At 29.6% G+C, this 25,230-nt stretch carries 19 protein-coding genes and 4 pseudogenes; 13 read left to right on the forward strand and 10 right to left on the reverse strand.

Going from position 1 to position 25,230, the window contains the following annotated elements; genetic code table 4:
- Positions 1–16: 16 nt before the first annotated feature.
- From MBOVPG45_RS02580 to MBOVPG45_RS02600, 5 genes are all read right to left on the reverse strand, one after another.
- Positions 17–2,995, reverse strand: a complete 2,979-nt coding sequence (locus MBOVPG45_RS02580; protein ID WP_013455962.1) for an SMC hinge domain-related protein — start codon at positions 2,993–2,995, stop codon at positions 17–19.
- Positions 2,996–3,068: 73 nt separating this feature from the next.
- Positions 3,069–3,743 (reverse strand): ribonuclease III, encoded by a 675-nt coding sequence (rnc, locus tag MBOVPG45_RS02585; protein ID WP_013456004.1) that lies wholly within the window; start codon positions 3,741–3,743, stop codon positions 3,069–3,071.
- Positions 3,736–4,740 (reverse strand): phosphate acyltransferase PlsX, encoded by a 1,005-nt coding sequence (gene plsX / locus MBOVPG45_RS02590; RefSeq protein ID WP_013456463.1) that lies wholly within the window; start codon positions 4,738–4,740, stop codon positions 3,736–3,738. Before plsX ends, rnc begins: the two co-directional genes overlap by 8 nt.
- A gap of 6 nt (positions 4,741–4,746) precedes the next feature.
- A complete protein-coding gene (gene fakA, locus MBOVPG45_RS02595; protein ID WP_013456558.1) occupies positions 4,747–6,393 on the reverse strand; it encodes a DAK2 domain-containing protein in 1,647 nt (548 codons plus the stop codon).
- Entirely contained in the window at positions 6,386–6,670 is a 285-nt protein-coding gene (locus MBOVPG45_RS02600) for a hypothetical protein (RefSeq protein ID WP_013456409.1), read from the reverse strand. The genes fakA and MBOVPG45_RS02600 overlap by 8 nt, the downstream gene beginning before the upstream one ends.
- Positions 6,671–6,849: 179 nt before the next feature.
- Here MBOVPG45_RS02600 and recO point away from each other — a divergent pair, with 179 nt between their 5' ends.
- The 6 genes from recO (at position 6,850) to MBOVPG45_RS02630 (ending at position 13,800) form a co-directional block, all read left to right on the forward strand.
- Positions 6,850–7,593 (forward strand): DNA repair protein RecO, encoded by a 744-nt coding sequence (recO, locus tag MBOVPG45_RS02605; protein WP_013456470.1) that lies wholly within the window; start codon positions 6,850–6,852, stop codon positions 7,591–7,593.
- Between the two features lie 113 nt (positions 7,594–7,706).
- On the forward strand, positions 7,707–8,675 hold the full coding sequence (gene nrnA, locus MBOVPG45_RS02610; RefSeq protein ID WP_013456401.1) for a bifunctional oligoribonuclease/PAP phosphatase NrnA: 969 nt from the start codon (positions 7,707–7,709) through the stop codon (positions 8,673–8,675).
- Positions 8,676–8,691: 16 nt separating this feature from the next.
- Positions 8,692–9,678: a bifunctional oligoribonuclease/PAP phosphatase NrnA gene (nrnA, locus tag MBOVPG45_RS02615; protein WP_041309259.1), complete on the forward strand. Its 987-nt coding sequence runs from the start codon at positions 8,692–8,694 to the stop codon at positions 9,676–9,678.
- Positions 9,679–9,810: 132 nt separating this feature from the next.
- On the forward strand, positions 9,811–11,202 hold the full coding sequence (locus MBOVPG45_RS02620) for an HAD family acid phosphatase (protein ID WP_013456345.1): 1,392 nt from the start codon (positions 9,811–9,813) through the stop codon (positions 11,200–11,202).
- Between the two features lie 289 nt (positions 11,203–11,491).
- Positions 11,492–13,000, forward strand: a complete 1,509-nt coding sequence (gene glpK / locus MBOVPG45_RS02625) for a glycerol kinase GlpK (RefSeq protein WP_013455990.1) — start codon at positions 11,492–11,494, stop codon at positions 12,998–13,000.
- Between the two features lie 8 nt (positions 13,001–13,008).
- Entirely contained in the window at positions 13,009–13,800 is a 792-nt protein-coding gene (locus MBOVPG45_RS02630; protein WP_013456084.1) for an MIP/aquaporin family protein, read from the forward strand.
- Positions 13,801–13,880: 80 nt separating this feature from the next.
- On the opposite strand, the gene aspS is transcribed toward MBOVPG45_RS02630, so the two are convergent.
- Together aspS and hisS are read right to left on the reverse strand one after the other, a co-directional pair.
- Complete coding sequence (aspS, locus tag MBOVPG45_RS02635) at positions 13,881–15,584, reverse strand: aspartate--tRNA ligase (protein WP_013456122.1); 1,704 nt, start codon at positions 15,582–15,584, stop codon at positions 13,881–13,883.
- A gap of 68 nt (positions 15,585–15,652) precedes the next feature.
- Complete coding sequence (gene hisS, locus MBOVPG45_RS02640) at positions 15,653–16,969, reverse strand: histidine--tRNA ligase (RefSeq protein ID WP_013456205.1); 1,317 nt, start codon at positions 16,967–16,969, stop codon at positions 15,653–15,655.
- Positions 16,970–17,207: 238 nt separating this feature from the next.
- Here hisS and MBOVPG45_RS02645 point away from each other — a divergent pair, with 238 nt between their 5' ends.
- The 7 genes and pseudogenes from MBOVPG45_RS02645 to MBOVPG45_RS02670 all read left to right on the forward strand — a co-directional run.
- The gene (locus MBOVPG45_RS02645; RefSeq protein ID WP_013456198.1) at positions 17,208–18,878 is read left to right on the forward strand and encodes an APC family permease; all 1,671 of its coding nucleotides are present in this window, start codon (positions 17,208–17,210) and stop codon (positions 18,876–18,878) included.
- Positions 18,879–18,928: 50 nt separating this feature from the next.
- The gene (locus MBOVPG45_RS02650; protein ID WP_013456295.1) at positions 18,929–19,384 is read left to right on the forward strand and encodes an L-threonylcarbamoyladenylate synthase; all 456 of its coding nucleotides are present in this window, start codon (positions 18,929–18,931) and stop codon (positions 19,382–19,384) included.
- A 76-nt stretch (positions 19,385–19,460) separates the two neighbouring features.
- A pseudogene (locus tag MBOVPG45_RS05035) lies at positions 19,461–20,471 on the forward strand (MAG4530 family protein); the annotation flags it as partial.
- A gap of 205 nt (positions 20,472–20,676) precedes the next feature.
- Positions 20,677–21,936: pseudogene (locus MBOVPG45_RS02660) on the forward strand (IS1634-like element ISMbov2 family transposase); the annotation flags it as partial.
- A 65-nt stretch (positions 21,937–22,001) separates the two neighbouring features.
- Positions 22,002–23,246 carry an IS3 family transposase gene (locus MBOVPG45_RS02665; protein WP_013455925.1) on the forward strand — a complete coding sequence of 415 codons (1,245 nt, stop codon included), beginning with the start codon at positions 22,002–22,004 and terminating at the stop codon, positions 23,244–23,246.
- A 32-nt stretch (positions 23,247–23,278) separates the two neighbouring features.
- Positions 23,279–23,434 (forward strand): annotated as a pseudogene (locus MBOVPG45_RS04525) (IS1634 family transposase); the annotation flags it as partial.
- A gap of 24 nt (positions 23,435–23,458) precedes the next feature.
- Positions 23,459–23,809 (forward strand): annotated as a pseudogene (locus MBOVPG45_RS02670) (MAG4530 family protein); the annotation flags it as partial.
- A gap of 134 nt (positions 23,810–23,943) precedes the next feature.
- Here the strand turns inward: MBOVPG45_RS02670 and rpsR are convergent.
- Genes rpsR through rpsF form a run of 3 tightly spaced genes read right to left on the reverse strand, consistent with a single transcriptional unit; the run spans position 23,944 to position 25,167 of the window.
- Positions 23,944–24,270, reverse strand: coding sequence for a 30S ribosomal protein S18 (gene rpsR, locus MBOVPG45_RS02675; RefSeq protein ID WP_013456088.1), 327 nt, complete (start codon positions 24,268–24,270; stop codon positions 23,944–23,946).
- 19 nt (positions 24,271–24,289) lie between these two features.
- Complete coding sequence (locus MBOVPG45_RS02680; protein ID WP_013456362.1) at positions 24,290–24,688, reverse strand: single-stranded DNA-binding protein; 399 nt, start codon at positions 24,686–24,688, stop codon at positions 24,290–24,292.
- Between the two features lie 41 nt (positions 24,689–24,729).
- Positions 24,730–25,167 carry a 30S ribosomal protein S6 gene (rpsF, locus tag MBOVPG45_RS02685; RefSeq protein ID WP_013456432.1) on the reverse strand — a complete coding sequence of 146 codons (438 nt, stop codon included), beginning with the start codon at positions 25,165–25,167 and terminating at the stop codon, positions 24,730–24,732.
- Positions 25,168–25,230 lie beyond the last annotated feature (63 nt).

Genomic DNA, 25,230 nt, shown 5'->3' on the forward strand with positions numbered 1-25,230 from the left:
TTTGTTATTAGTTTTTCTACTTAGTTTGTCTGGCGGAAATATAATCTTCTTGAATATCATCAACTAACTTCTTAGCTTCTGCTAATTCTAGGCTGAAGAAAGTTGTTACGCCTCTGTTTTGCATTGTGGCGCCAAATAGAGAATCAACTCTAGACATTGTTCCATGTCTGTGAGTTATAACCAAAAATTGTGTTTTGCTTTTTAATTTTTGTAAGTATTCAGCATATCTTACAACGTTAGATTCGTCTAATGCAGCTTCAACTTCATCTAAAATACACAATGGAAGTGGTCTAGCCTTAAGAATACCAAATAGTAGCGATATGGCAATAAGTGACTTTTCACCACCTGAGAATAATTTAAGATTCTTAATGCTCTTTCCTGGTGGCATAGCTTCTATTTCAACACCAGATTCTAGAATGTTCTTAGGATCAGAGAAGAATAATCTTGCGCTTCCTCCACCAAACATTGTGGCAAAAACATCATTAAATTCATTATTTACATCATGAATAATATTAGTCAATCTAGTGATAATAATTTTATCCATTTGTGCAATAGCTGATTCTAAAACTTCTTTAGCTTGAGTTAATTCTTCTTCACTTTTAACAAATTTGTTGTATCTTTCCTCTTCTTCAACCAATTGTTCAAGTGCTTCTAAGTTAACATTTCCTAGTTTACTAATTTCTTCTCTTATTTCTCTAACAATTTCTGTTGCTTGATCATAAGACATCTCTAATTTATAACCTTGAGCTTCAGCAGATTCTAAAGTAAACTTATATTGTGATGCTAATCTTTCACGAGACTGATCTAAAAGCAATTTTGACTTTTCCTTTTCAGAAAGCTTTTCTGAAAATGATTCTAGAAGCTTTCTTAATGTTGATTCAAAATCGTTTTTTAAAACCTGAGCTGAATTAATTTCCTGGCTTAATGAATTAATTCTTTCATGTTTAGCTCTGAAGTCAGCTTCTAAAGCACTTTTGCGAGATGATAACACTTCTAAATCAGCTTCAGAACTATGAATGCTGATGCTATCTGATTTTATTTCTAATTCTCTCTCGCTTATGTTTTTAAGTTTTAAGTTAAGCTCATCCAATATTTTTTGTTCAGCACTTTTTTGTGAAACTACATTTGAAAGCTGATTCTTTAGTTGACTGTCTAACTCTAAACATGTTCTTCTTTCATTCAAGATTTCATTTTGTTTAGCTTTATCATCATTAATAGCAATTTGAATTCCTGGAAGGAGCGATTCTAATTCACTTATCTTTAAATCGATAGTTAAAAGTGTTTCAGTATTTGATTTAGCACCACCGACTATTACACCACCAGCTCTAATAATATCGCCATCTAAAGTAACTATCATATATCTGTTATCAAGTATTTTAGAAATATGATTTGCATGGTGAATTGTTTCAGTTACTATTACATTTCCTAATAAAAATTGTGAAAGAATAATATAAATTGGCTCAACTTCAACCACTTCAGAAGCAACAGCGATAAATCCTGGTTGCCCTTGGATGGCTAAAAGATGATCATCTCTAACACTTTTAGGTTGTATAGATGCAAGAGGAATAAAAGTTGCTCTACCACCATTGTTTTGTTTTAAAAATTCAACTGCTTTAACAGCAACTTCAGATTTTTCAACAACCAAATGTTGCAATGCATTCGCTAATACGGCTTCAATAGCTCTAGAATATTCCTTATTAACTTTGATTAAATCAGCAACAGTGCCTTTAAGACCTTTACCAAAGATTGCCTTATTTTCTAAAATTGTTTTGGTACCTTTATATAAAAGTGTATTGCCTTCTTTTTGTTGTTTAAGCAAGTTTAAGTGTGTCTGAATTTTGAAAATATCATTTTCTTTTTTGTTTAATTTGACATTAAGCAAGTTAAGCTCACTGTCATGCTTGTCTAAAATTTCATTATTATCAGCTACTCTTTTACTAATTAAGTCATATTCTCTACTAAAGTAGGCTATTCTTTGCATTGATTTTTCGATTAAAGTTTTGTAAGCATTAATTTGTTCAGTTTTATCGACTTTTATGTTACCTTCAACAATTAATCTCTCACGTTCATTTTCTCTAGCAATAGCTATTGATAGATTGTTTAATCTATCTTTAACGGCGTCCAATTCCATTGAGATTTCTCTTTGTGAAGCTTCCAAATTAGACTTAAAGTCAATGTTTTGACTAATTTTAGACTCTAAATCTTTAATTCTGTTATTTAAATCATTCTTAGTCTCTTGAACGCCTTCTAATTCAGTTGAAAGCTCTTCGTATCTAGAGCCAAATTTTTTTATATTATCAACTAATAGTCCTACTTCAACAGTTCTAAGTTCTTCGGTTTTTGCTATAAATATTTTAGCTTTCTCGGCTTGTTTTCTTAATGGATTAAGCTTTCTTTCTATTTCGGCTATAACTAAGCCAATCTGGTCAAGTCCCTCTTGTGTTTTAGTTAACTTTGATAATGCTTCTTTTTTTCTAAATTTATATTTAGAAACACCAGCTGCTTCTTCAAAAATGCCCTTTCTTTCTTCAGCTGAAGCTTCGGCAATGTCACTAACTGTACCTTGCGAAATAATTGCCAAACTACTTTTGCCAATTCCACTCTCCATCGCAATTTCTTTAATATCTTTCTGACGACACACTTCACCATTAAGATAGTATTGATTAATTCCTGAGCCTCTTTCTAATACACGAGAAATTGTGATCATTTCATGATTAATGCTACTTTGGCCATCTTTATTATCAAAAGTGAGAGTTACAACTGCTTTATCCATTGGCTTAGCAGTTTTAGACCCAGCAAAAATAACGTCATCCATATTATCGCCACGAAGTTCTTTAGCACTACGCTCGCCTAAAACTCACTTAATAGCATCATTAATGTTTGACTTTCCAGATCCATTAGGTCCAACTATTCCAGCTACACCACCATCAAAGCGTAAGGTAATAGGTTCAGCAAATGACTTAAATCCATGAGCTTCTACTTTAATTAATTTCATTTCACACCTCTAGCAACTATGAAAATTTTTGCTCTTAGTAAATTTTAATAAAAAAAGAATAAGAATGTTATAACTATGACTTTATTAACTTATTTAATGCATCATTGGCAGCATTTTCTTCAGCTTCATGCTTACTTTTGCCTAGCCCAGATCCATAAACATTGCCTTCGTAAATAGCTTCTGATTTAAATTGATTATTATCGCTCTGATAAGTCTGATAAAATACAGTTTTTTTACTAAAAGATTGCATATATTCTTGCAATCTAGTTTTTGAATCTTTTAGCTCAATTTTGCCTTCTTTGTATTGCTTAACTAATGGTAGTAAGGTTTTATCTAAAAATTCTTTAACTTTTGGCATGCCTTGGTCTATAAATATTGCAGCTACTAACGATTCAAAAATATCGGCTCCAACTTTTTTAGAACTTAAAACTTCATTAGCTACAACATTAGATGAAAGCAATAAAAAGTCTTTTAATTTCAACCTGTCAGCAATTGAATTAAGTGAATCAGTGCAGACTAATTTAGCTCTAATTAAGGTCAATTGGCCTTGATTCTTATCTTTAAAAACATTAAAAAGTATTGCAGACACATAGAACTGCAATATTGCATCACCTAAAAATTCTAATGTTTGATAATTTTTGTTTTTTGCATTAGCAGCTGATGAACCGTGAGTAAAAGCTTGCCTATAAACTAAAAGGCTGTTAGCCTTAATATTAAATTGATTTAAAAAATTTTCAATGCTATTCATTTGGCTGGTCATTTAATTCCTTTTTGATAGCTTCTAGAACATTATTTTTTATAACTAATTTAATTTGGTTTAAGGCGCCCAAATATGCTTTAGTATCACTGTTTCCATGACATTTTATACTTAGTCCATTAAGACCAATTAATCATGCAGCGCCAACATTTCTATAATCTAAAGTTTCGGCAACATCCTTGAATGCACCTTTTAAAAATAAATATCCAAATTTTCTTATAGGCTTAGCCATTATCTTATCTTTTAAAAGGTTTTTAAAACTTAAGATTGCGCCTTCAAGGCTTTTAAGTACTAAATTACCGCCATAGCCATCAATTACTGCTACATCAGTAGCACCATCTAATAAATATCTAGGTTCAGTATAGCCAATATAATTAATAAATTTGTTATCTTTTAATAGTTGAGAAGCTTCCTTAACAATTTCCAAACCTTTATAGTCTTCAGTGCCAATATTTATTAATGAGACTCTAGGGTTTACAATGTTTAGCAATGTTCTAGCATAAACATTAGCTATTTTGGCTCACTCAACTAAATATTCTGATTTACACTCAATATTAGCACCTACATCTAAAAGCAAAAATTTGCGTCCGACAACTGTTGGCATAAGTGGCATAAAAGCTGAACGGCTAACACCTTGTAATCTTTTTAGCTTAAAAGTTGCACAAGCTAAATATGTTCCTGAATCACCACTAGATATTACAGCATCTGCTTTTCCATCCACTACCAAATCAATAGCAGTATTCATTGATGTATTTTCCCTCAATGACTTGTGAATGTTCTTTACATCAGAAGGCAAATTAGGATTATTTACAATTCTTAAAGAATCAGGAATGCCTTCTATCTTTTTTAATTCGACATTAATCGAAGATTCATCACCGACTAAAATAATTTCATAATCATCATTATCTTTTAAAAATTGAACACTAGCACTAACAGCAGCGCTAACTCCATTATCATTGCCATTTACATCAAAAGCTATTCTATACATATTTTTTTACTCGAATCCTATTAAAAAATGATAATTAGGTTGATTGCCATTAACTAATTCAACTTCGCAGTCATAATATCTGTTGATGTAATCAACTAACTCAATGGCATCAGGTTCAGATGCATCATTACCATAATAAATTGTAATAATTTCGGTTTCATCATTAGCTGCTTTTTTAATTAAGTGCTTTGCTGCTTCTAAATATGAAGACTTACATGAAATAATTTTGCCATCTAAAATACTAATGAAGTTATCTTTTTTAATTTTCACACCATTTAAAGTTGTGTCACGAACTGCCATTGTTACTTCACCAGTTCTAACCATTTTCATAACTTCTTTCATTAATTCATTGTTTTCATCACTGCTAGAATTGCTATTAAATGCAATGATAGCATTAATGCCTTGAATTTGTGTTCTGGTAGGCACTATGTGAACATTTTTATCAAAAATTCCAGATGCAGCTTGTTGTGCAGCTAGGAAAATATTTGGATTATTTGGAAGAACAAAAACATCTTTAGCATCAACAGATTTTATTGCTTCTAAAATATCAGTTACTGACGGATTTTGAGTCTGACCACATTCAATAATTGCATCAACACCTAATTCCTTCATTTTGTTGATAAAACCTGAACCAAGGTTGCATGACACAATACCACATTTTTTAGCTCCTTGTGCCACAACATCATTTATAACAACACTATTATTTCTGTTAGATCTAGAATTTTCAGCCTGTAAAGTCATATTTTCTGACTTAATCTTGATAAATTCACCATACTTTTGTCCGTAGTTAAGCATATCACCAGGTTTTAATGTGTGCCCATGAACTTTAATTAATTCAGCATCTTGCACAATTACTAGCGAATTAGCAAACTTAGAAATGTGTTTTTCAAATGCTGTTTTATCAAATTCATCAGGCTTAGACAATTCGATAATAAATTCTGTGCAATAGCCGAATTCACCTTTGTAAACTTCATCAGAACTAATAAATTTATCTATTGATTGCTCAACTTGCTGAATTTGAACTGGATTACCAATTACATAGCTGTGCATCCCTGTAATAAAAGATACTAGACCTTCTCCCCCTGAATCAACTACACCTACTTCGCGTAAAACTTTTAGTAAATTAGGAGTATTATCACAAGCAACTCTTGAATAATTCTTTGCCATTTCAAAAAATTGCTCAAGAGTTGTTTCATCATTAACATTTTTTGCTAATTGCTCAGATGTTTCTCTAATAACAGTTAAAATTGTTCCTTCAACTGGTTTAAGAACTGATTCATAGGCTCTTTTGGTTGCACTCTGAAAACCTTGTACAAATTCCAAAACTGTCACTTCATTTTTATCAGCAAAATAATTTGCAAAGCCTTTAAAAATTTGACTTAAGATAACCCCTGAATTTCCACGAGCACCTAATAACATATTTTTAGAAACAATGGCAGACACTTCTGCAAGATTTTTATTTTCTTGCAAGTCTTTAAGTGCTTTAGCTGCAGCTTCAGCTGTATTTGACATATTTGTGCCAGTATCGCCATCAGGAACGGGAAAGACATTAAGTGCATCAATTCTGTTTTTATTGTTAATTAAATTATTTGCACCAGAAATAATTAGATTCGAATATATAGTGCCATCAATAACCTTAGCGTTCTTAATCATTTATCAACTCTCCTATGAATAAATTAATTTTGCCAACTTTTTGACCTTTTTTAACAAGCCTATACTTAAGCAGATTACTTATATTCTTAACTAACTCTTTTGCGCTTGTGTTTTTTAATATTTTTATCGATGCATTAAAATTCCATGTGTCTTTATCACTCTCGTGTACATTAAAATCTGCAATATTATCAGTGGTGCCATCTTCTAAAATTAACCTAACACCTGGGGTTGATTCTAAAATCTCAATAAATATTTTTTCAACTTCATTGTTTGTCATTTAAAATTCCTGCCTTTGCAATGTAGTTTAGAATTTTTATAGTTTAGATAATGTAGATAAAATTATAATATTATTAATATTAATTCAAAATTTATAATTACTAATAAATAAGTATAGTATTAATATATTAAAATAAAAATTTAAATATTAATCAAAATTGATAGACTAACTGAATTATTATGGCAGAAAAAGTGGAAAAAGTTATTGTTTTAAAAATTGAAGAATATACGCAAAATGAAAATGCAGCATTAGTTACTGTGTTAGGAACTAATGGAGTTTTTAAACTTTTTGCACCTGGTTTAACTAAAACAACTTCAAAAAATAGACAAAACTTACAAATAGGATCAATTTGCGAAATTGAGTATTTTAAAGCAAGATTTGTCAACAAATTAAACAAATTAAAAAAAGCTAACTTACTAATATTGCCACATTATGAAGATAATTTAGTACTCAAATTCATTGCCAAAATGGTGCTTTTTTTAGAAAATTTTAAAGATAATGCAAACGAAGTATTTGATGCATATGAAGAGTGCTTGCTTAAGTATGATTACTATGTCAAAAATGGTTTTGAAGATATAGAAACTAAAGGTAATCCACTTAGATATATGATTACTTATTTGGTATCTAAAGCCCTTAAATACAATGGCATTCAGCCAAATCATCACAGATGCATAAGCTGTAACTCTCCGGCAAATTTAATCGACTTTAAGTTTTCAGAAGGCGGTTTTATTTGTGGTGAGTGTACTAACAACCAAAGGTGAACTAAAGAATTAAAATCACTTTACTTTCTATTTAATAGTTTGGATAAATACATTCTTATGAGCAATAAAGCAGTTAATGACATTATTTACAATGAAATCATTAATCATTTAATTAAAAATGGAATTTATGTTAACTGAGAAATATTAAGATTTAACAAATAGTACTATAAAACAGCTTTTAGCATAAATTAATGTAGCTGTTTTTTTATTTTCAAAAGTCCTTTAAAAATAAATAATTTATAATTTATATACTATAAATTTTACTAGGAGGCCAAATGAAAATAGGTAATGCAAAAGTTGCTATAGATGCAATTGAAAAATACAAAAATATAATCATTTTTCACCATATTCGTCCTGATGGAGACTGTTTAGGCTCACAAGCTGGATTAGCTGAATTAATTAGAACTAACTACCCCGAAAAAAACGTTTATACTGTTGGTGATAATGTTGGTGTATTTGACTTTATGAACTATAAATATGATCAAATTGAAAAAATAGACTTTAGTGACTCTTTAGGAATTGTGGTGGATGCTTCTAGCTCAAATCGAATTGAATGTGCTGAGCTTTTATTAAACAAAAAAATTACTGCTGCACTTAGAATAGACCATCATCCTAATGATAGTGATATAGAATATCAATATATCTGAGTTGATGAGCACTATGTAGCTGCTGCAGAAATGATTGCAAAAATTGCTTATGAAGCAAAATGAATTGTTAATCAGAGAGCTGCTGAGCATATATTTTTAGGAATAGTAACTGATAGCGGAAGATTTTTATATCCTGATACTTCTGCAAGAACACACCAACTAGTTTCATTTTTATATGAAAAAGGGAATTTGAAGCCAAAGTTTATGTTCAATGAACTAAGCAAAAGAACGATGGATGACATTAAATTCTCGGGTGAAATACTTTCAAATTTCAAAAAACAAGGCAGAGTTTTATACTATGAGGTTACTAATGAAGTGTTACAAAAATTTGGTCTAAGTAGCCTTAAAGCAGCAACATTTGTTAATGAATTAGCTGATATTGAAGATAATTCTTGCTGAGCCTTCTTTATACAATTAGAAGATGGCAAAATTAGAGGACGTCTTCGCTCAAATGGCCCATTAGTTAATAAAGTAGCTCCAAAATATGGTGGTGGTGGTCATGATAATGCTGCTGGTATTACGTTAACTAAATGAAGTCAAGTTAATGATGTAATTAATGACCTAAACCAGTTAATTATTGAATGAGAGGCAAAATAATATGGCATCACAACATATGGCTATAGGATCATTTAAGGATGCCCAAAAAGTGATTGAAAAGTATGATTCAATAATAATTTTTCACCACACACGTCCTGATGGTGACTGCTTAGGTAGTCAATTTGGCTTAAGACAACTAATAAGAGATAATTATCCAAACAAAAAAGTTTATGCAATTGGTGATACTGGCGGTTCATTTTCATTTTTAAACTTTGATTTTGATAATGAACCAAGTGATGAATTATTAGCTAAATCACTAGGGATTATTGTTGATGCTAACTTTAAAGAGAGAATTTATTTGCGTCAATATTTAGACAAAAATCTTTTTGCAGAAACACTAAGAATTGACCATCACCCAAATGATGATGATTTAGACAAGTGCACTAGATGGGTTGAATCAAATAGAATTGCTGCTGCTGAAATGATTGCCGAATTAGCCTATCAAACAGGCTGAAAAGTAAGTCATACAGCTGCTGAATATATATTTTTGGGAATGATAACAGACAGCGGAAGATTTCAATTTTCAGACACGTCTGCACGAACACATGAACTAGTTGCCTTTTTATATAAAACTGGTTTTAATGCTGATAAAGTATTTACAGGATTAGCTCAAACAGACTTGCAAGATTTAAAACTAACTAATAAAATTTATGAAAATTTGAAAACAGTAGGCAGAGTGGCCTATACAACATTAACTTATGATGAAACTGTTCAATTAGGAAAAACCCCAAATCAAGCATGCAGACCAAATTCAATAGCCAACTTAAAAGGATATCCATTTTGAGTATTTTTTAATGAAGAAGAAAATGGAAAAATTAGGGTTGAGTATCGTTCAAATGGCCCATGTGTTAGAAATGTTGCTGTAAAATGAGGTGGTGGTGGCCACGAAAGAGCTTCAGGTTCAATTCTGAGCTCATTTGACTTAGTTCCTGATGTAATAAGAGACTGCAATCTTGAAGTGGACAGATGAGAAAAATATGGTAATGATAACCAAATTAAATAAGGTGGATTAGTCCGCTTTTTTTGTCAAAAAATTCCATTATTGGCTTGCTATATACCAATTTTGTATAATTTGATTATTGACTTAAATGAAGATTTTAACTGTAAAAATATATCTTAGAAGGAGTTTTTTATAATGACCAATAGGAAGTTTTTTAAAGGTATGCTAATTGGATCTGCACCAGTTATTTTGCTACCTACAATTGCTGCAACATGCGAAAACACTGCAACTAAAAGTGACCAAAAAGACAATAAAATATATGAAAACACCAAACTTAATACTGTATTAAGTTCTTTAAAATCAACTTGAGAAACACTCAAGGATAATGAAAAACACGATGCCATTAAAACAATTGCAAAAGCAATGAAAAGCGATGTTAAATTAAGCGATGATGAAGTGCACTATTTAATTAGTGAATTAAACAAGGATGTGGGTACTTTTGGTGGTGTTGTTTGGTACATTTCATCAGTTGAATCATTAATAGGTAAAGAACAGTCATATAAATTTGCAAAATTGGCTTTTGACAAATTAAAGGAAAGTAATAAGGACAAGATTGATTTTGGCAAAAAATTTATGGATAATACTTCAAAAATTGAAGCTGATAGTAACAAAAGCCTCCCTGTTGTTTTTATGGATATTGATGAAACAGTGCTTCAAAATGATTTAACTGAAGCTTCTGCAATGATTAATGGTGGATATAGTGGAGCTACTAAAGAAAAGAATGATTTAAAAGCTAACAGGTTTGCAATCCCAGGAGCAGTTGAGTTTATAAACTATGTTCATGAAAATGGCGGATTAGTATTTTATAACTCAGATATGAACCAATCTACAGCAGTTAGAGATGCAGTAAAAGAAAATCTTAAGAAGGTTGGAGTTAAATTTGTACAAGACTTTCAATTCTGAATGCGTGGTTCAATGCCTTATTTAGCAGAAAATGAAGCTGAAATTAGCGATGAAAAAACTAAAGATCTTTCTGATGATAGCCTCAAAAAATTGGCTAATAAACTTAAATTCACTACTGAGTACAGAGAAACTCCTTGGATTACCTGAACAAATTCTTCAGCTGCTTACAGACTTGGCAAAAAAGTCTATAAAACAGACAGAATGGAAGCATTAGATAAAAATAATGAAGGTTTTAAATTAATGGGAGATAAAAAAGTTCCATTAAAAACCATTATGAAAATTGGTGATAATTATAATGACTTTTTTGACAGAATCTCTAAAGGTAAAACTAACAAAGAAAGAGTAGATTCATACAGAAGTAAAGAATTAGAAATTAACAAATACTTTGACATAAATGGTGCTGATGTAAAACATACAGTAAAAAAAGATAATAAATATACCTTAGAAAAAGTTCCAAATCCTTGAAAACAAGTATATGTTCTTGTGCCTGGTAATGCCGAATATGGTGGTTGATTAGATAAACTTGGATATGGAAATGTTTATAACCTTTATAAAGAAATTCTTAACATACTTAAAAACACAAAATATCAAGAAGGTCCAAAACCAGAAAATAATGTTATTTAATTTTAATAGAGCTTTTGCTCTATTTTTATTTCTATAAAACAGGCATTTTAGTCTTATTTACATAAATCTATGCCTTAAAAATTTTATGTAAAAATTTTTCATAAAATTACAGATATTAGCCAATATATATAATTTAATTATGCTTATTAATATTAGAGATTAATAGCACGAAAGGATGTTTTTTAAAATAAGGTAGCAAATAGGAAAAAAATAATGCTTATTGGAAATTTTTATTTCACCAAGCAAAGCTTACACGGCAAATTCTTAAAATCTTAGGAGACTTAATTATATGGAAAAATACATATTAACTTTAGATGAAGGTACAACAAGTGCTAGAACATTAATAGTTAATAAAAGAGGCGAAATTGTTGCTGTTGAACAAGCAGAATTTACACAGCACTTTCCAAAAGAAGGCTGAGTTGAACACGATGCAATTGAAATTTGGAACACTCAACGTTCAACATTAGTTCAGGTGCTCAATAAATCAAAAATTAGTCCTGAGCAAATTGATTCTATTGGTATAACAAATCAAAGAGAAACTGTTGTTATTTGAAATAAAGAAACAGGATTGCCTATTTATAATGCAATTGTTTGGCAAGATCAAAGAACAGCTGAATATTGTCAATCATTTAACAAAGAGCAACTTGAATTAGTAAAAGAGAAAACTGGATTAATCATTAATCCCTATTTCTCAGGTACAAAAGTAAAATGAATACTAGACAATGTGCCTAATGCAAGAGAATTAGCTGCTGAAGGCAAACTAATGTTTGGAACTATAAATACATGACTTATTTATAGGCTTACTGGTGGAAAAGTGTTTGCAACTGACCATACCAATGCACAAAGAACACTTTTATACAATATTCACACTAATGACTGGGATAATGATCTACTAGAATTATTTAATATTCCTAGAAGCATACTTCCAGAAATTAAGTCTTGTAGTGAAGATTATGGAGTTACATTCCCACATTTATTTTCTAGAGATAATGCAAGCGAAATTAGAATAACATCATCAATTGGTGACCAACAAAGCGCTCTTTTTGGCCAGTTATGTTTAGAAAAGGGTCAATCAAAAATTACATATGGAACTGGTTGCTTCATTCTAACAAACACTGGAAGCCAAATTGTTAAGTCAAATCATGGTCTTTTAACAACAATTGCATATTCATTCAAAGACAAAATACTATATGCATTAGAAGGATCTGTAATGATAGCCGGTGCGGCTGTACAATGACTAAGGGATAACTTAAAAATTGTATATAGTGCCTTAGAAACTGAATGATATGCTGGACAAGTTAATGATGACAGAAGAGTTTATGTAGTGCCCTCATTTACTGGCTTAGGTTCTCCATATTGAGACTCATATTCACGTGGTGCTATATTTGGTTTGGATAGAGGCACAAAAAGAGAACATATTGTTAGGGCAACACTAGAAGCTATTGCTTACCAGGCTAATGATGTTGTAAGCGCTATGGGTAAGGATATGAATGATCCTATTAAAATATTTAAGGTTGATGGTGGAGCATCAAATAATAAATTTATGATGCAATTTCAGTCAAATATTTCTCAATCAAAAGTTATTAAACCAGTAAACATCGAAACAACTGCAATGGGAGCTGCCTTTATGGCTGGCTTAGCTACTGGATACTGAAAGAGCATTGATGAAATAAAAGACACATACAAAGTTCACTTTGAAATAACCCCTGAGATTTCTGCTACCGAAGCAAATAAATTAGTTAAAGGTTGAAATGTTGCTGTAAAAAGAACATTCAACTGAACAAAGGACATCGAATAGGAGAATTTATGCATGTTACACCAATTATTCTAACTGAATTATTCGGCACAGCTTTACTTATTCTTTTAGGAAATGGAGTTGTTGCCAATACTTTATTAAAAGGAACAAAAGGCCAAAATGCTGGCTGAATAACAATTACTTTTGGTTGAGGTTTTGCCGTTTTAATTGCTGCCTTAATATCATCAGCACTTGGTGGCGTAGCACACCTTAATCCTGCTGTTACAATAATGTCTGCTATCGCTAATCCTGGTTGAGGTTTTGAAGGAATTAGTCAAACTTTTATTCCGCCTTATGCATTGTTTATAATTGTCTTAATTGTGCAATTTATTGGTGCTGCTTTAGGCTCGGCATTAGTTGACTTGCTTTACTGAAAACATGTTAAAGAGACAAGCTTAAATGAACCTGAAGAATTTAAAAGTAAGTTCTTAGCAATGCATGCAACTGGTCCATCGAATAGAAACATTATTTTTAACTTTTTAATGGAAATTGTAGGCACTTTAGTATTACTAATTGCTATAGTAGCTGTAGGACGTTTTGTTACAATTCCTTTTGTTGTCCCAATTGTCGTAGGTTTAGTAGTTGCTGTTATTGGTATGTCATTAGGTGGAACAACTGGATATGCAATTAATCCAGCTAGAGACTTATCACCTAGAATTGTTCACCAAATTATGAGAGTATCTAACAAAGGAAGCACAGACTGACAATACTCATGAATACCTGTTGTTGGACCATTATTAGCATCAGTACTAGTTGGTATATTTGTTAGATTTGCTCTTCCTGCTGCTTCACAGTACTTTTAGAAAATTCAACATAAAATTAAAAAAGCACCTGCATAAAAGTTAAGGTGCTTTTTTACTAAAATATTTACTGTTTTTAAAACTTACTCATCTTTAAGCACTAAGCCTAATTCATCAAGTTGTTCCATAGTTACATCACTAGGTGCATCCATTAAAAGATCTTGATTTTTTGAGTTCTTAGGAAATGGTATGACATCTCTAATTGATTTTTGATGAGCCAAAAGCATTATTAATCTATCTAAGCCAAATGCAATACCACAATGTGGTGGAACACCATAATCAAAAGCTTTTAAAAATCAACCAAATTTTGATTCTTGTTGTTCCTTAGTTAAACCTATCAAATTAAACATCTTTTCTTGCATATTTTTATCATAAATTCTAGCGCTTCCGCCAGCAATCTCAAATCCGTTTAAGACCAAATCATAGGCAATTGCGTTAATTTTATCTATAGACAATTTATCTAATTCGTCTAAAGTGTGAGCAAATCTAGTAAAAGGATGATGAGCAGCATCTCATTTATTTTCGTCTTCATTAAATTCAAACATAGGTCAGTCAACTATTCAAGCAAAACGGTATTCATCCTTAGCATAATTAAACATATTATTTAACTCTACTCTGACTGCTCCTAAAGCTTGAGAAGCATTTTCATATGTATTAGCAACAACAAAATATGTGCCATCTTTATTATCATTCTCGTTAATGAGTTTTTTAGCTTCTAATGGCACTTTTTTAGCAAAATTAGTTTGAGAAATTTCGCCATTTACCACTGTAAAATAGAATAATATATTCGCCTTGTTCTTTTTAGCAATTTCTTCTAAAATGCTAAATTCTTTTTTGTTAACAATTGAATCAACAAAAAGCATTCTCTTGCTTTTAGCATCCTTAATGATTGCAAAATCAGTTTCATTACAAAAATCATTTATGTCAGTGATTTTATATTCATATCTTAGATCTGGCTTGTCGCTTCCATAATCCTTAATTGCATCAGCATACTTTATTTTTAGAAATGGTGTTTTTACTTTAATGCCTGCAGAAGACATTATTCTTTTTACTAACTTCTCAATAATTTTGTGGAAATCATCAACATTTAAAAATGATGTTTCAATATCTAACTGCACAAATTCAGGTTGACGATCCTTACGACTATCTTCATCGCGATAACATCTAGCAATTTGATAATATTTTTCAAAACCAGAAATCATTAATAGTTGTTTAAATAATTGTGGACTTTGCGGAAGGGCTCAAAATTGGCCTTTATTTCTAGTAGCAACTAAAAAGTCCCTAGCACCTTCGGGTGTGCTTTTGGCTAAAGTTGGGGTTTCAATCTCAATGAATTCATTTTCATAAAGAAAATTACGAATTTCATGCATTATTTTTGCTCTGAACATAATTGTTTTTTGCATTTCAGGACGGCGTAAATCAAGATAACGATACTTTAGTTTTATCTCTTCTCTTACATCAATGTCATCTCTAATTGCAAAAGGTAATTCATTAACAGACTGTGATAAAACTTTATGTTTAGAAACTTTAATTTCTATATCACCTGTCGGAATTTCACTATTAGGACTAAGTCTTTTAACAACAGTTCCTTCAACATACATTACACTTTCTTTTGTAACATTTAGGTCTTTTTCAAAGACACATTGGACAATTCCATACCTATCACGTAAGTCAATAAAAGTTAATGGTCCAAATCTTCTTTTATTTGAAACTCAGCCATATAGTGCAATTTTTTCACCTAAATTCTTTTTAGTTAAAAGTCCGTTCTTGATATATTTACTTTTCATAAATTCCTTTAAACAATATCAATAAATTTGTTAAAGAATACCTAATATTAGGTTATCTATTAAATCTACTAAAAAATATCTTCTGATTCACCAATAAAATTCAATGCTTTTGCAACACCGCTCTCAGAAATTAAATTAAACTTAATTTTCTTGCCATTAAAAAGATTTTTTACAAAACAATAACCATTAGGATCTTTTTCGTCATCTGATATCAAATATTGAGCGCCATTCTTTTGGGCTTTTTCATATATTTTTTTACTTTTAATTGTTTCGTAAATAAAATTAGTTGAAAAGCCATTGTCTCTTAATCCTTTCGCAATGCCAAATAAAAGAATCTTGTAATCTGGATTGCTAGTCCCAATAACAATGTCTATATTGTCTTCTATGTCTTGTGAATATTCCTCACCTTGCTCAATTTTCATTATGTCAATCAATCTGTCAATACCCAAGCCTCATCCGGCTGCAAATAAATCAGGACCCCCTAGTTCTTTAACTAGATTTGAATATCTTCCTCCGCCAATTATAGTAGACTGAGAGCCAGCATCTTTAGCTGATGAAACAAATTCATAGACGATTTCATCATAATAATCTAAACCTCTAACTAATGAAAAATCTATTTCGTATTTAATGTTCAATATATCCAAAAGCATTAAAGTTTTCTTAAAATGATCGCGACTTTTTGAAGATAGAAAATCTTTAAGTTTCGGAGCTTTTTTCATAAAAGGTTTTTGCGAATCAACTTTATCATCTAGGATACGAAAAACATTGTTTTTAAGACGTTCTTGATTAATTGGGGTTAGTTCATCTTTGTATTGTTCTAAATATTTTCTTAATTCTTCTTGATATTTGTTTCTGCATTTTTGATCGCCGATTGAATTAATTTTTAAAACAAAACCTACACCTAATGAATCTAATAATTCGTAAGCCATATTGATAAGTTCAGCATCTTGATATATATTTAAATCACCGCTTTTGCCATCAATTATTTCAACACCTGCTTGGTAAAATTGTCTCATTCTACCTTTTTGTGGTTGTTCATATCTAAACATTGGACCATAATATGCAAACTTAGTGGTTCTTGGTCAAAATTCGTCATTAATAACATGTCATTTATTTTCGATCAATGCTCTAATAAAACCCGCAGTTCCTTCTGGTCTTAGACTAAGGATACGGTTGCCTTTGTCTGTAAATTCATACATTTCTTTGCTTACAATATCACTGCCAGCAACACTTCTTTTGTACAAATCAGCTGATTCTAAAATTGGGGTTTCAACTAAATTAAAGCAATTTAATTCAATCAAGCGAAAAAACTCACGTAAAATTCCTTCACGTTTTTCAATGTCACTTGTTATGTAGTCGCTAGTGCCTTTTACTCTGTTAAACATATTTCTCCTTAAAGCATACTTTAATACACAAATGTATATTTTTTACAAGTTTATAATTAAAATTAAATAAAAATCATATATATTAATATTTCTAATTATACATTGTATAATTTGAAAGTTATTTAATACTTAATCATAAAGCTTATTATTTTGGGTCTAATGACACCATAATTTGTCTTTTATAGCTTATTTATAGCCATATACATAAATTATGTTATTTTCTTAGTAAAGGAGTCAAATGAGCAAAAAATCAGATGCAATTGCTGATAATAATAGCAAAAAAATTTCATTTATTTCAGCAATGCTTATAACAGTTGGTAGCTCTTTTGGAGCAGGCATTTTTTTTAAATCAAAAAGTGTTTTAGATAGCTCTCATGGTAGCTTAATTTTGGCCATATTTGCCTGAATTATAGCTTCAGTGGCTGTTATATGTATTGCGTTAGCATTGGTAGAAATATCTTCAACTCATAGTGACAATTTATCACTAACTAGTTGAAATAAAGTATTTAATAACCGGTTTGTATACAATGTTTCGAAAGATTTTAATACCTATGTCTGTTTGCCTCTTGTTTTTTTCTTTATTCCACTTTATAGTTTTATCTCCTTACAAGATGGGCTTAAATTTTTAACTAATAAAACAGGCTTTGGAACTGGCCATGACTGAGTTATATGAATGTTTATTTCACTGGCACTTACATTATACTTTTTAACAGCTCCAGCACTTTACTCTAAAGTCGGTGATATTCAAAATATAATAAGCTTAGCTATAAAATTAGTACCCCTTATTTTCATCACATTCTTAGGTTTTATTTTAGTGGCTACAGGCAAAGGTGGAGCATCAGAAGTTTCATTATTAGTTACTAAAAATCACAGCTATATTGAATTCATCAAACAAGGTAAAGGCATTGAACACTTTAATCACATTGGTGCTGGTTTAGGAATGTTTTTAGCTATTGCTTCAATTTTTTATGCATATGATGGCTTTTATGTTTCAGCAGGAATTCAGTCAGAAATGAAAGAACCAAAAAAGACACCAATGGCACTGTTTTTAGGGCTTTCACTTACAACTTTAATTTACTTAATTATCGCTATTTCAATGTCGATTAATGGTGGCTCATTTTCAAAAATGCATGCATATTCCATTAATTTAATGGGTCTTAAGGCAACTAATATTATTTTTGGAATAATGAACATTTTTATTGCAATTGGAGTTTTAGGAATTGCAAATGGCTTTGCAATGTGAATGCCTAGGTATATTGAAGACTTATTGATAAAAGGTGACCTACCTTTTTGAGAAAAACTTGCTCCAAAGGTTAATCCACGTAAACCAGTAGTAGGAATTATTTACTCGTCAATTATTTCTGTTCCGCTAATTATCATCTTTACATTAATAGGTGCATTAGGATACATTGATACTTCAAGCTATGGGACTGTTTATGACAGTACAATGTCTATGGCCAAGTTATATTCATTTGCTGACTTAATGGCAAATTGAAATGCCTTAGGATGCTTCTTATTAGTTGCTTTAGCTATCTATGGTGGAATAAGAAATAGAAAAACTAATAAAGTAGAAATACCAAGTAAGAAAAAATACTTTTTGCCTACTGCATGAATATCAATTTTATTTGTTGCATCTGCTATATTTATTAGTATACTTGTGCCAATAATAAACTTATTTTTATTAATTGGCATTGACCGATCGTTAATTTCAAATGTAGAGTTTACACAACTTTTAGTAGGCAGATTAATGCTGATTGTTGTATTAATTCTATTTGTAAGTTTATCAATTCTTCCAACAATTATTTTGAACAAAATCAGAACTAAAAAATTTGGTTCTATAGACAAGTACTATGAATACACCGAAGAAAAACTAAAATCACTAAAAACACGCTTAAGCACTATAAATTAGCCTTAGAAGTTTATTTTATCTTATATATTAATCTATTTTGGAGCTTCTATATGAACTTTGAAGATATATTTATTTGCACAACTGATACAGTTACTGGCATAGGTGGGCCTGTTAATGAAAATACGCTAAAGTGTATTTATTACCTAAAAAATAGACCTATTAGTAAAAAAATAATAATTTTAGTTGGGTCAATAGAACAAGCTAGAGCATTTAAAGAGTGAAATAATGAAGCTGATGACTTTGCAGCCAAATATTGACCTGGTGCATATTCAATAATTGTTAATGGTCAAGGTTTTAGAATGCCCAATAATAGCCAGTTGTGCCAGTTTTTACTAAAAAATGGACCAATGTATGTTACTAGCGCTAACATTTCTGGTCAAGATCCAATCGATATATCAGAAGCTAATAAATACTTTCCATTAGTTAAAAATGTTTATGACTTTGGCAGAGGTAATAATAAAGCTAGTTTTATATATAACATTGATGAAAAAAAATGGATAAGATAACTATAAAAATCAGCTAATATTTGTACTAAAAACATATTAAAATGTATACTTTTAATAATAGAAAGCTGGACATAATATGACACTAAATGAAAAAATTAAATACATTGAAGATAACAACTACATAAAAGGGAATCTCAATTTATATTATGCTTTAATTTCGATTTATTCATTTTTGTTTAGTGGATGCTTATTTTTGATAATTTTCTTTTCTAGCCGGTGAAATTATTCATTAGTTCTTATGAGCAGAATTAGCGAAAAAAATCCATTAGGCTACCTAATTTCATTCTTAGTTTTCTTTGTAATAGGCCTGTTGTCATTTGGAATTTTATTTATAAACTGCTTAATGACTATTTTGATTAACAAACTATTTGATTTCAATATTTTCAGATCTTTTAGGTGTTTAAAAATAAAACTTTTTTTCAAAGGAAAATTCTATATGATGCTTAAACTTAATAAGGGAGCAGATGACCTTAAGCCCTATGAATTAGACTTTTTGGCATGAGTAAAAAATAAAGGATTTGTACTAAGTGATTCAAAAGCCATTTCATATTTATATGGAAATTACTGAAGAAAACCTAAGGTGTGAACCTTTATTGCTAACAACTCTAGAGCTATATTAAAAGACTATGAGATTTATGCTGGTGGCACTATTTTTTCAAAAGAGACCACTAAGTTAAAAGTCAAAGTTAATGAACAAGAAATGCACTTTTCTTTAGTTAAACTTATTCCAGATAAATATATAAAAAGCAAGTTAGCTACTAAAATTCCAAATTCGTCATGAACACTAGCATCTCTTACTTTTAAGCTTATGAACACATTTTTAAAGCTAAAAGAAGATAAATATTCTGAAACATTGCTAGATATGGTTGAGAGACTATTTAATGACTTGGCTTACATATTTAATAAAAAAATTATTTTTATTCCCAAAAAGCATTTAGATGTTTTCAAATCAAATTACATTTTCTGATTTTTTGATTCGTATTTTAGTAAAAGTGATTTATTTAACTTTTGTAATGATGAAGACAAGGATGAATTTTTACAATTCTTAGATAAATACTTTAAAAAATTCCCAATTTTGGACACTATATAATTTTAATAATTTACTAAAAAATTCTTATTTTTGTCCATTAAATACATTAAATTATCTAAATAATTAAATTTTCTTAAATTTAGAGCTAAAAAAGCTCTATTTTTTGTTCAATTTCATTAAAGAAAAGTTTAAAAAATTAAAAATAGGTGGTAAAATAAATATACATGTATAGTGTTTAACACATAAAAAAGGAGATATAAAAATGGCCATTCCTAAAGACATATTAAAAATTCCAAGACCATCTAGTACCAGAGTAAAAGCAACCTCAAAAGAAGGTATTTATAATGTTATACAAAGAACATCAATAAGAAAAAATGAAAAAATTATTCCTGTTGAAAAAGGAGTGATTGGAAAGATTATTAATGGTGTTTTTCAAAGCATAGAAAAGCAAACATATGAAGTAGATATTAAATCATATGGTTTATTTGCGCTAAATGAAAAATTAAACAATCATATCTTTAGAGAACTTTTAAATTTTTATGATTTTGAAGATGCTAGAAAATTATATGTTATAGCCTCTTTAAGAACTATGTTTTCAGATATTAAAAACGAACATTTAAAACATGAGTATGATACAAATTTTATTTCTGAAATATACCCAAAATGTGCACTATCACCAAACACTATCTCAAGTTTTTTAGAGAAAATAGGTAAATCTAGTTCGAAGATGGAAGACTTTATGAATAAAAGATTAGAAGAGTTTTCAAACCACTCAATAGTTATTGATGGTATGTTGAAAAACAATACATCAGAAACTAACATTTTCTCTGAAATGTCTAGAAAGTCTAGAACTAAAGGCGCTCAAAACTTAAACCTTATTTATGCTTATGATATTAATGCACAAGAACCTGTTGCAAGTTCTGTTTACCCAGGAAATATGCTAGATTACACTGCTTTTAGAGACTTTTTAAGAACTTATAAGATTAAAAATGGATTCTTAATTCTTGATAGAGGATTTGATGATAAAGAATGTAAAAACTTAATGAGAGAAAAAAATATTAAATATTTAATGCCTATAAAAATAAATCATACTTTTAAAAAATTTAATTTAAAATCTGGATTTAATTTCACTTTTACCTATGATGACGACACGATAAGAGCAAAGAAAATTATCATCAACAACAAATATTATCTTTGTTATAAATCAACCCTAACTGAAATGGTAGAAAAGAAAAATTTCATAAGTCGTGCACACAAAAAAGGTGCGTATGATGAAATTAAATTACTAGAAAGAGAAAATCTTTTTGGATTAATAATTTTTGAGTGTAATTATGATTTGGACTTAAAAGATATTTATGTCGCATATAAAAAGAGATGAGAAATTGAATTGCTTTTTAAACAGTTTAAAAATGTGCTTGAACAAAACGAAGCAAATGTTCAAGGAAACTATAGATTATTAGCAACTGAATTTATTAACTTTTTATCTTCAATTATGCTTTGCAGAATAAAAAACCACCTCTTAATACACTAGGACAAAAAAAGTAGACATCAGCAAATTTGCTGATGTTTTTTTTGTTGGAGATAAAAATGGCTAAGCAGTTAAGTGTTAATGAATGGAAATATTTGTTTGAAAAATACGAAAAATATAGATCTGGGGAACTCACTAAAAAATGTTTTTTGAATGAAATGATGAAAATAAAAAATGTAGAACACATTTCTGACGATCAATGAAAGAGATTAGTGAATAAGTATAAAAGATATAATTTAGGTATGAACATAGAATCAATGAGTGGAAGATCGCCTAAAAAAGGTAAAGGTTCCGGCAGGCCAAAAAAGACAAAATCAAATGATGAAATATTAGATGAATTTTTAAATGATCTAAATAAAGAAGATTTGATAAAGATAATAAAAATAATTTCTACAGATGACGAAATTAAGAAGATAAAAAAGGACAAATTTAAAGAAACGGTTACCAAAATAAAGAATTCATTTCCCTTTAAGGTATCGAATAAAGTTATTATGTCATTGCTTAAAATTAAAAAATCTACATACTATAAAAAGCTAAAAAAATTGAAAATGATTAAAGAAAAGAATCTTGAATTAGAGAACACTGTAGTTCAAGCTTTTAAAGAAACTGGAGGCATTTTCGGCAGAGAAAGATTGGCTGCTTATATTAGCAAAAATAAACAAATAAAGCTTAATTATAGGACTTTAGGTAGAATAATGAAAAAACTTGGACTAGTTTGTAGAATAAGAAAAGCAAAAAGAACAAAAGAATCTAAGAATGTATCTGTAACGTTTCAAAATATTGCTTCTCGTGACTATGATGGTATATATAATGATATCTATGCTACTGATGTTACATACATACCTTCGCCAATAGATGTTGATCAAAATTTTGTATATATGTCGGCTGTTATTCATCATAAAACCAAAAAAATTTTAGGTTTTAACCTGTCTTTGTACAATGATAATTCATTGGTTATTGATAATATTAAAAAAGTTAATTTTCCCAAAAATTTTGTTATACATTCTGACCACGGAAGTCAATATTCATCTAAAGAATATCTTCAGTTAATTGAAAGACTTAATGGAAAAGTATCAATGTCAAGAATTGGTAATTCCCTTGACAATAGAGAAATTGAATACTTTTTCTCAGTACTTAAAACTGAAATGTTTGAAAATTTTGAGAAAAGTGTTAAGAAAATGACGCTTAAGCAACTTGAGCGTCATCTAAATAGATTCATTGATTGGTATAATAATGAGCGAATGCTCAAGAAATTTAATTACAAAACTCCACATGAATTGTGAGTGGAGTTTTGTAAAAAATAAAAATTTAATGTCTATTTTTATTGTCCTAGTTTATAAATAGTGGCGTTCTTGACAATAGAACAATTAGTGAAACTTTTAGATATTTATCGAAAATAATCAAGAAGAGAAAGTCTAGAAAAAGAGAAGAATGAGATGATGTTGAAACATTAAAATATATTAAAGAATTGAAGTCTATTTTAAAAATATAGTGTCCAAAATTGGGAATTTTTTAATACTTACACAGATTCAAATACTGTAATGAAATTATCCCTTATTTTAAATCTCTTTTTAATGCGATAAATAAGGATGAAGAATTTAAAATAATAGTTGAAACTGCTATTAAATTGAACAAAACTAGCAAACATCTTAATTTAACTAAAAGATTTAGAAGTATTGATGGTAAGATCAACTATATGCACGATAATTATCCTGAACCGATTACGCATGATTTAATTAAAATTCATATGTATGATTTTTGAAAAGAAGGCCAAAAGAATAATGAAATAGATAGCAGAATAATTCTGCTTAAAGAATTTAACAAGGCTTTGCAGAATAATAAAATGAATGAAAGCAATAAGGCATAGTAGCTATTTTTATAGTTTTATTGGCAAAACTTTTTATGGAATGAAGCATCAATAATGCTTCTTTTTTTAATTCATTTATCGTCTTACAATAATAAAAAATCGCCTTGTAGCGATTTTAATTGTCTTGTATTTTTTTATTGTGCAGGTGTAGCTTCTTTTTTAGCTTTTTCTGCAGCAGGTTGCGCAGCATTTACTCCTGCTGCTGGTGCTAATACACGAATTTTGTCTTTTGTGTAAGGTATAAGAGCCATAAAACGAGCTCTTTTTATAGCGTTAGCAACTTTTCTTTGGTGTCTAGCACATGTTCCTGTTGAAGCATGTGGCTTAATTTGACCAATACCTGAAATAAATTTTGTAATAAATTCAACATTCTTGTAATCAACATATTCAATGTTTGTTTCACACAATTCACACTTACGTCTTAAATTTCTGCCTTTTTTAACTTTTTTAAAATTAGCCATTATTAATTCTCCTATTAAATTAATCTTCAATAATTAATTCTGCTGTTGGAATATCTTCAATAGTATTTTTTTTACTATTATCATATTCAGTTGACTGTTTGTTATAAGAAATTGCTTTCTGTAACACATTTATTTCTTGAATATTAACATAAGTAATTTTTAGCAACGAACCTGTTTTATTCCTAAATTTGTAAGAAGTTAAATTTCCTTCTAAAGAAACTAATGTGCCTTTTGCGACATTTTTGGAAATAAAATCAGCAATAGTTCCGCTTGCAATAACTTCAATAAATTCTGCATCATTACTAGAACTATTAGGTTTTCTTACAGCTATTGCGCTTTTAATTAAATTAACTCCATTTTGTGTGGTTATTAATTTAATTTCATTGGCAATTCTACCGACTAATAAAACCTTATTCATTACAATTCTCCAACTTTTAAATTAATTAAATTTAAAAATAATTAGTTACTTTTCTTAACTTCTTTTTTAAAGTTAGGCTTTGTTTTGTGTGAAATTGTTTTTTCTAAATTTTCAATAAGTTGTTTAACACCAGTTCCTTTGTTAACAACTTTTGCATCTTTAGCAATTCTGTGTTTGAATGCTTTTTTAGACTTTTGAAAACCTTTTTCAGTGTCTAAATTTATAACCATTTGTCTTCAGATAAATTTGGCAATATTTGCTCTACGTGTAAATTCAGCAATTAATTCACTTTTAGCTTCAAGTGTATAAACTATGTATTGAGCTTTTGTTGATTTATTGATTGGGTATGCCAAAGTAGTGTTTTCTAACTTCACAGCTTTGTTAATGTTTTTTTTGTCAAAAACTGATTCAACAATTTCGTTTGCCATTGCAATGTCAATTGCTGGATCAACAATTAGCATGATTTCATACTTATTCATTTAAAAATCTCCTTATGGACATCTGGATCATAATTTATGATCAAGGAGTATTTGAAAAATAAC

This window comes from Mycoplasmopsis bovis PG45 (genome assembly GCF_000183385.1).
In the GTDB taxonomy this organism is placed as follows: Bacteria; Bacillota_I; Bacilli_A; order Mycoplasmatales; family Metamycoplasmataceae; genus Mycoplasmopsis; species Mycoplasmopsis bovis.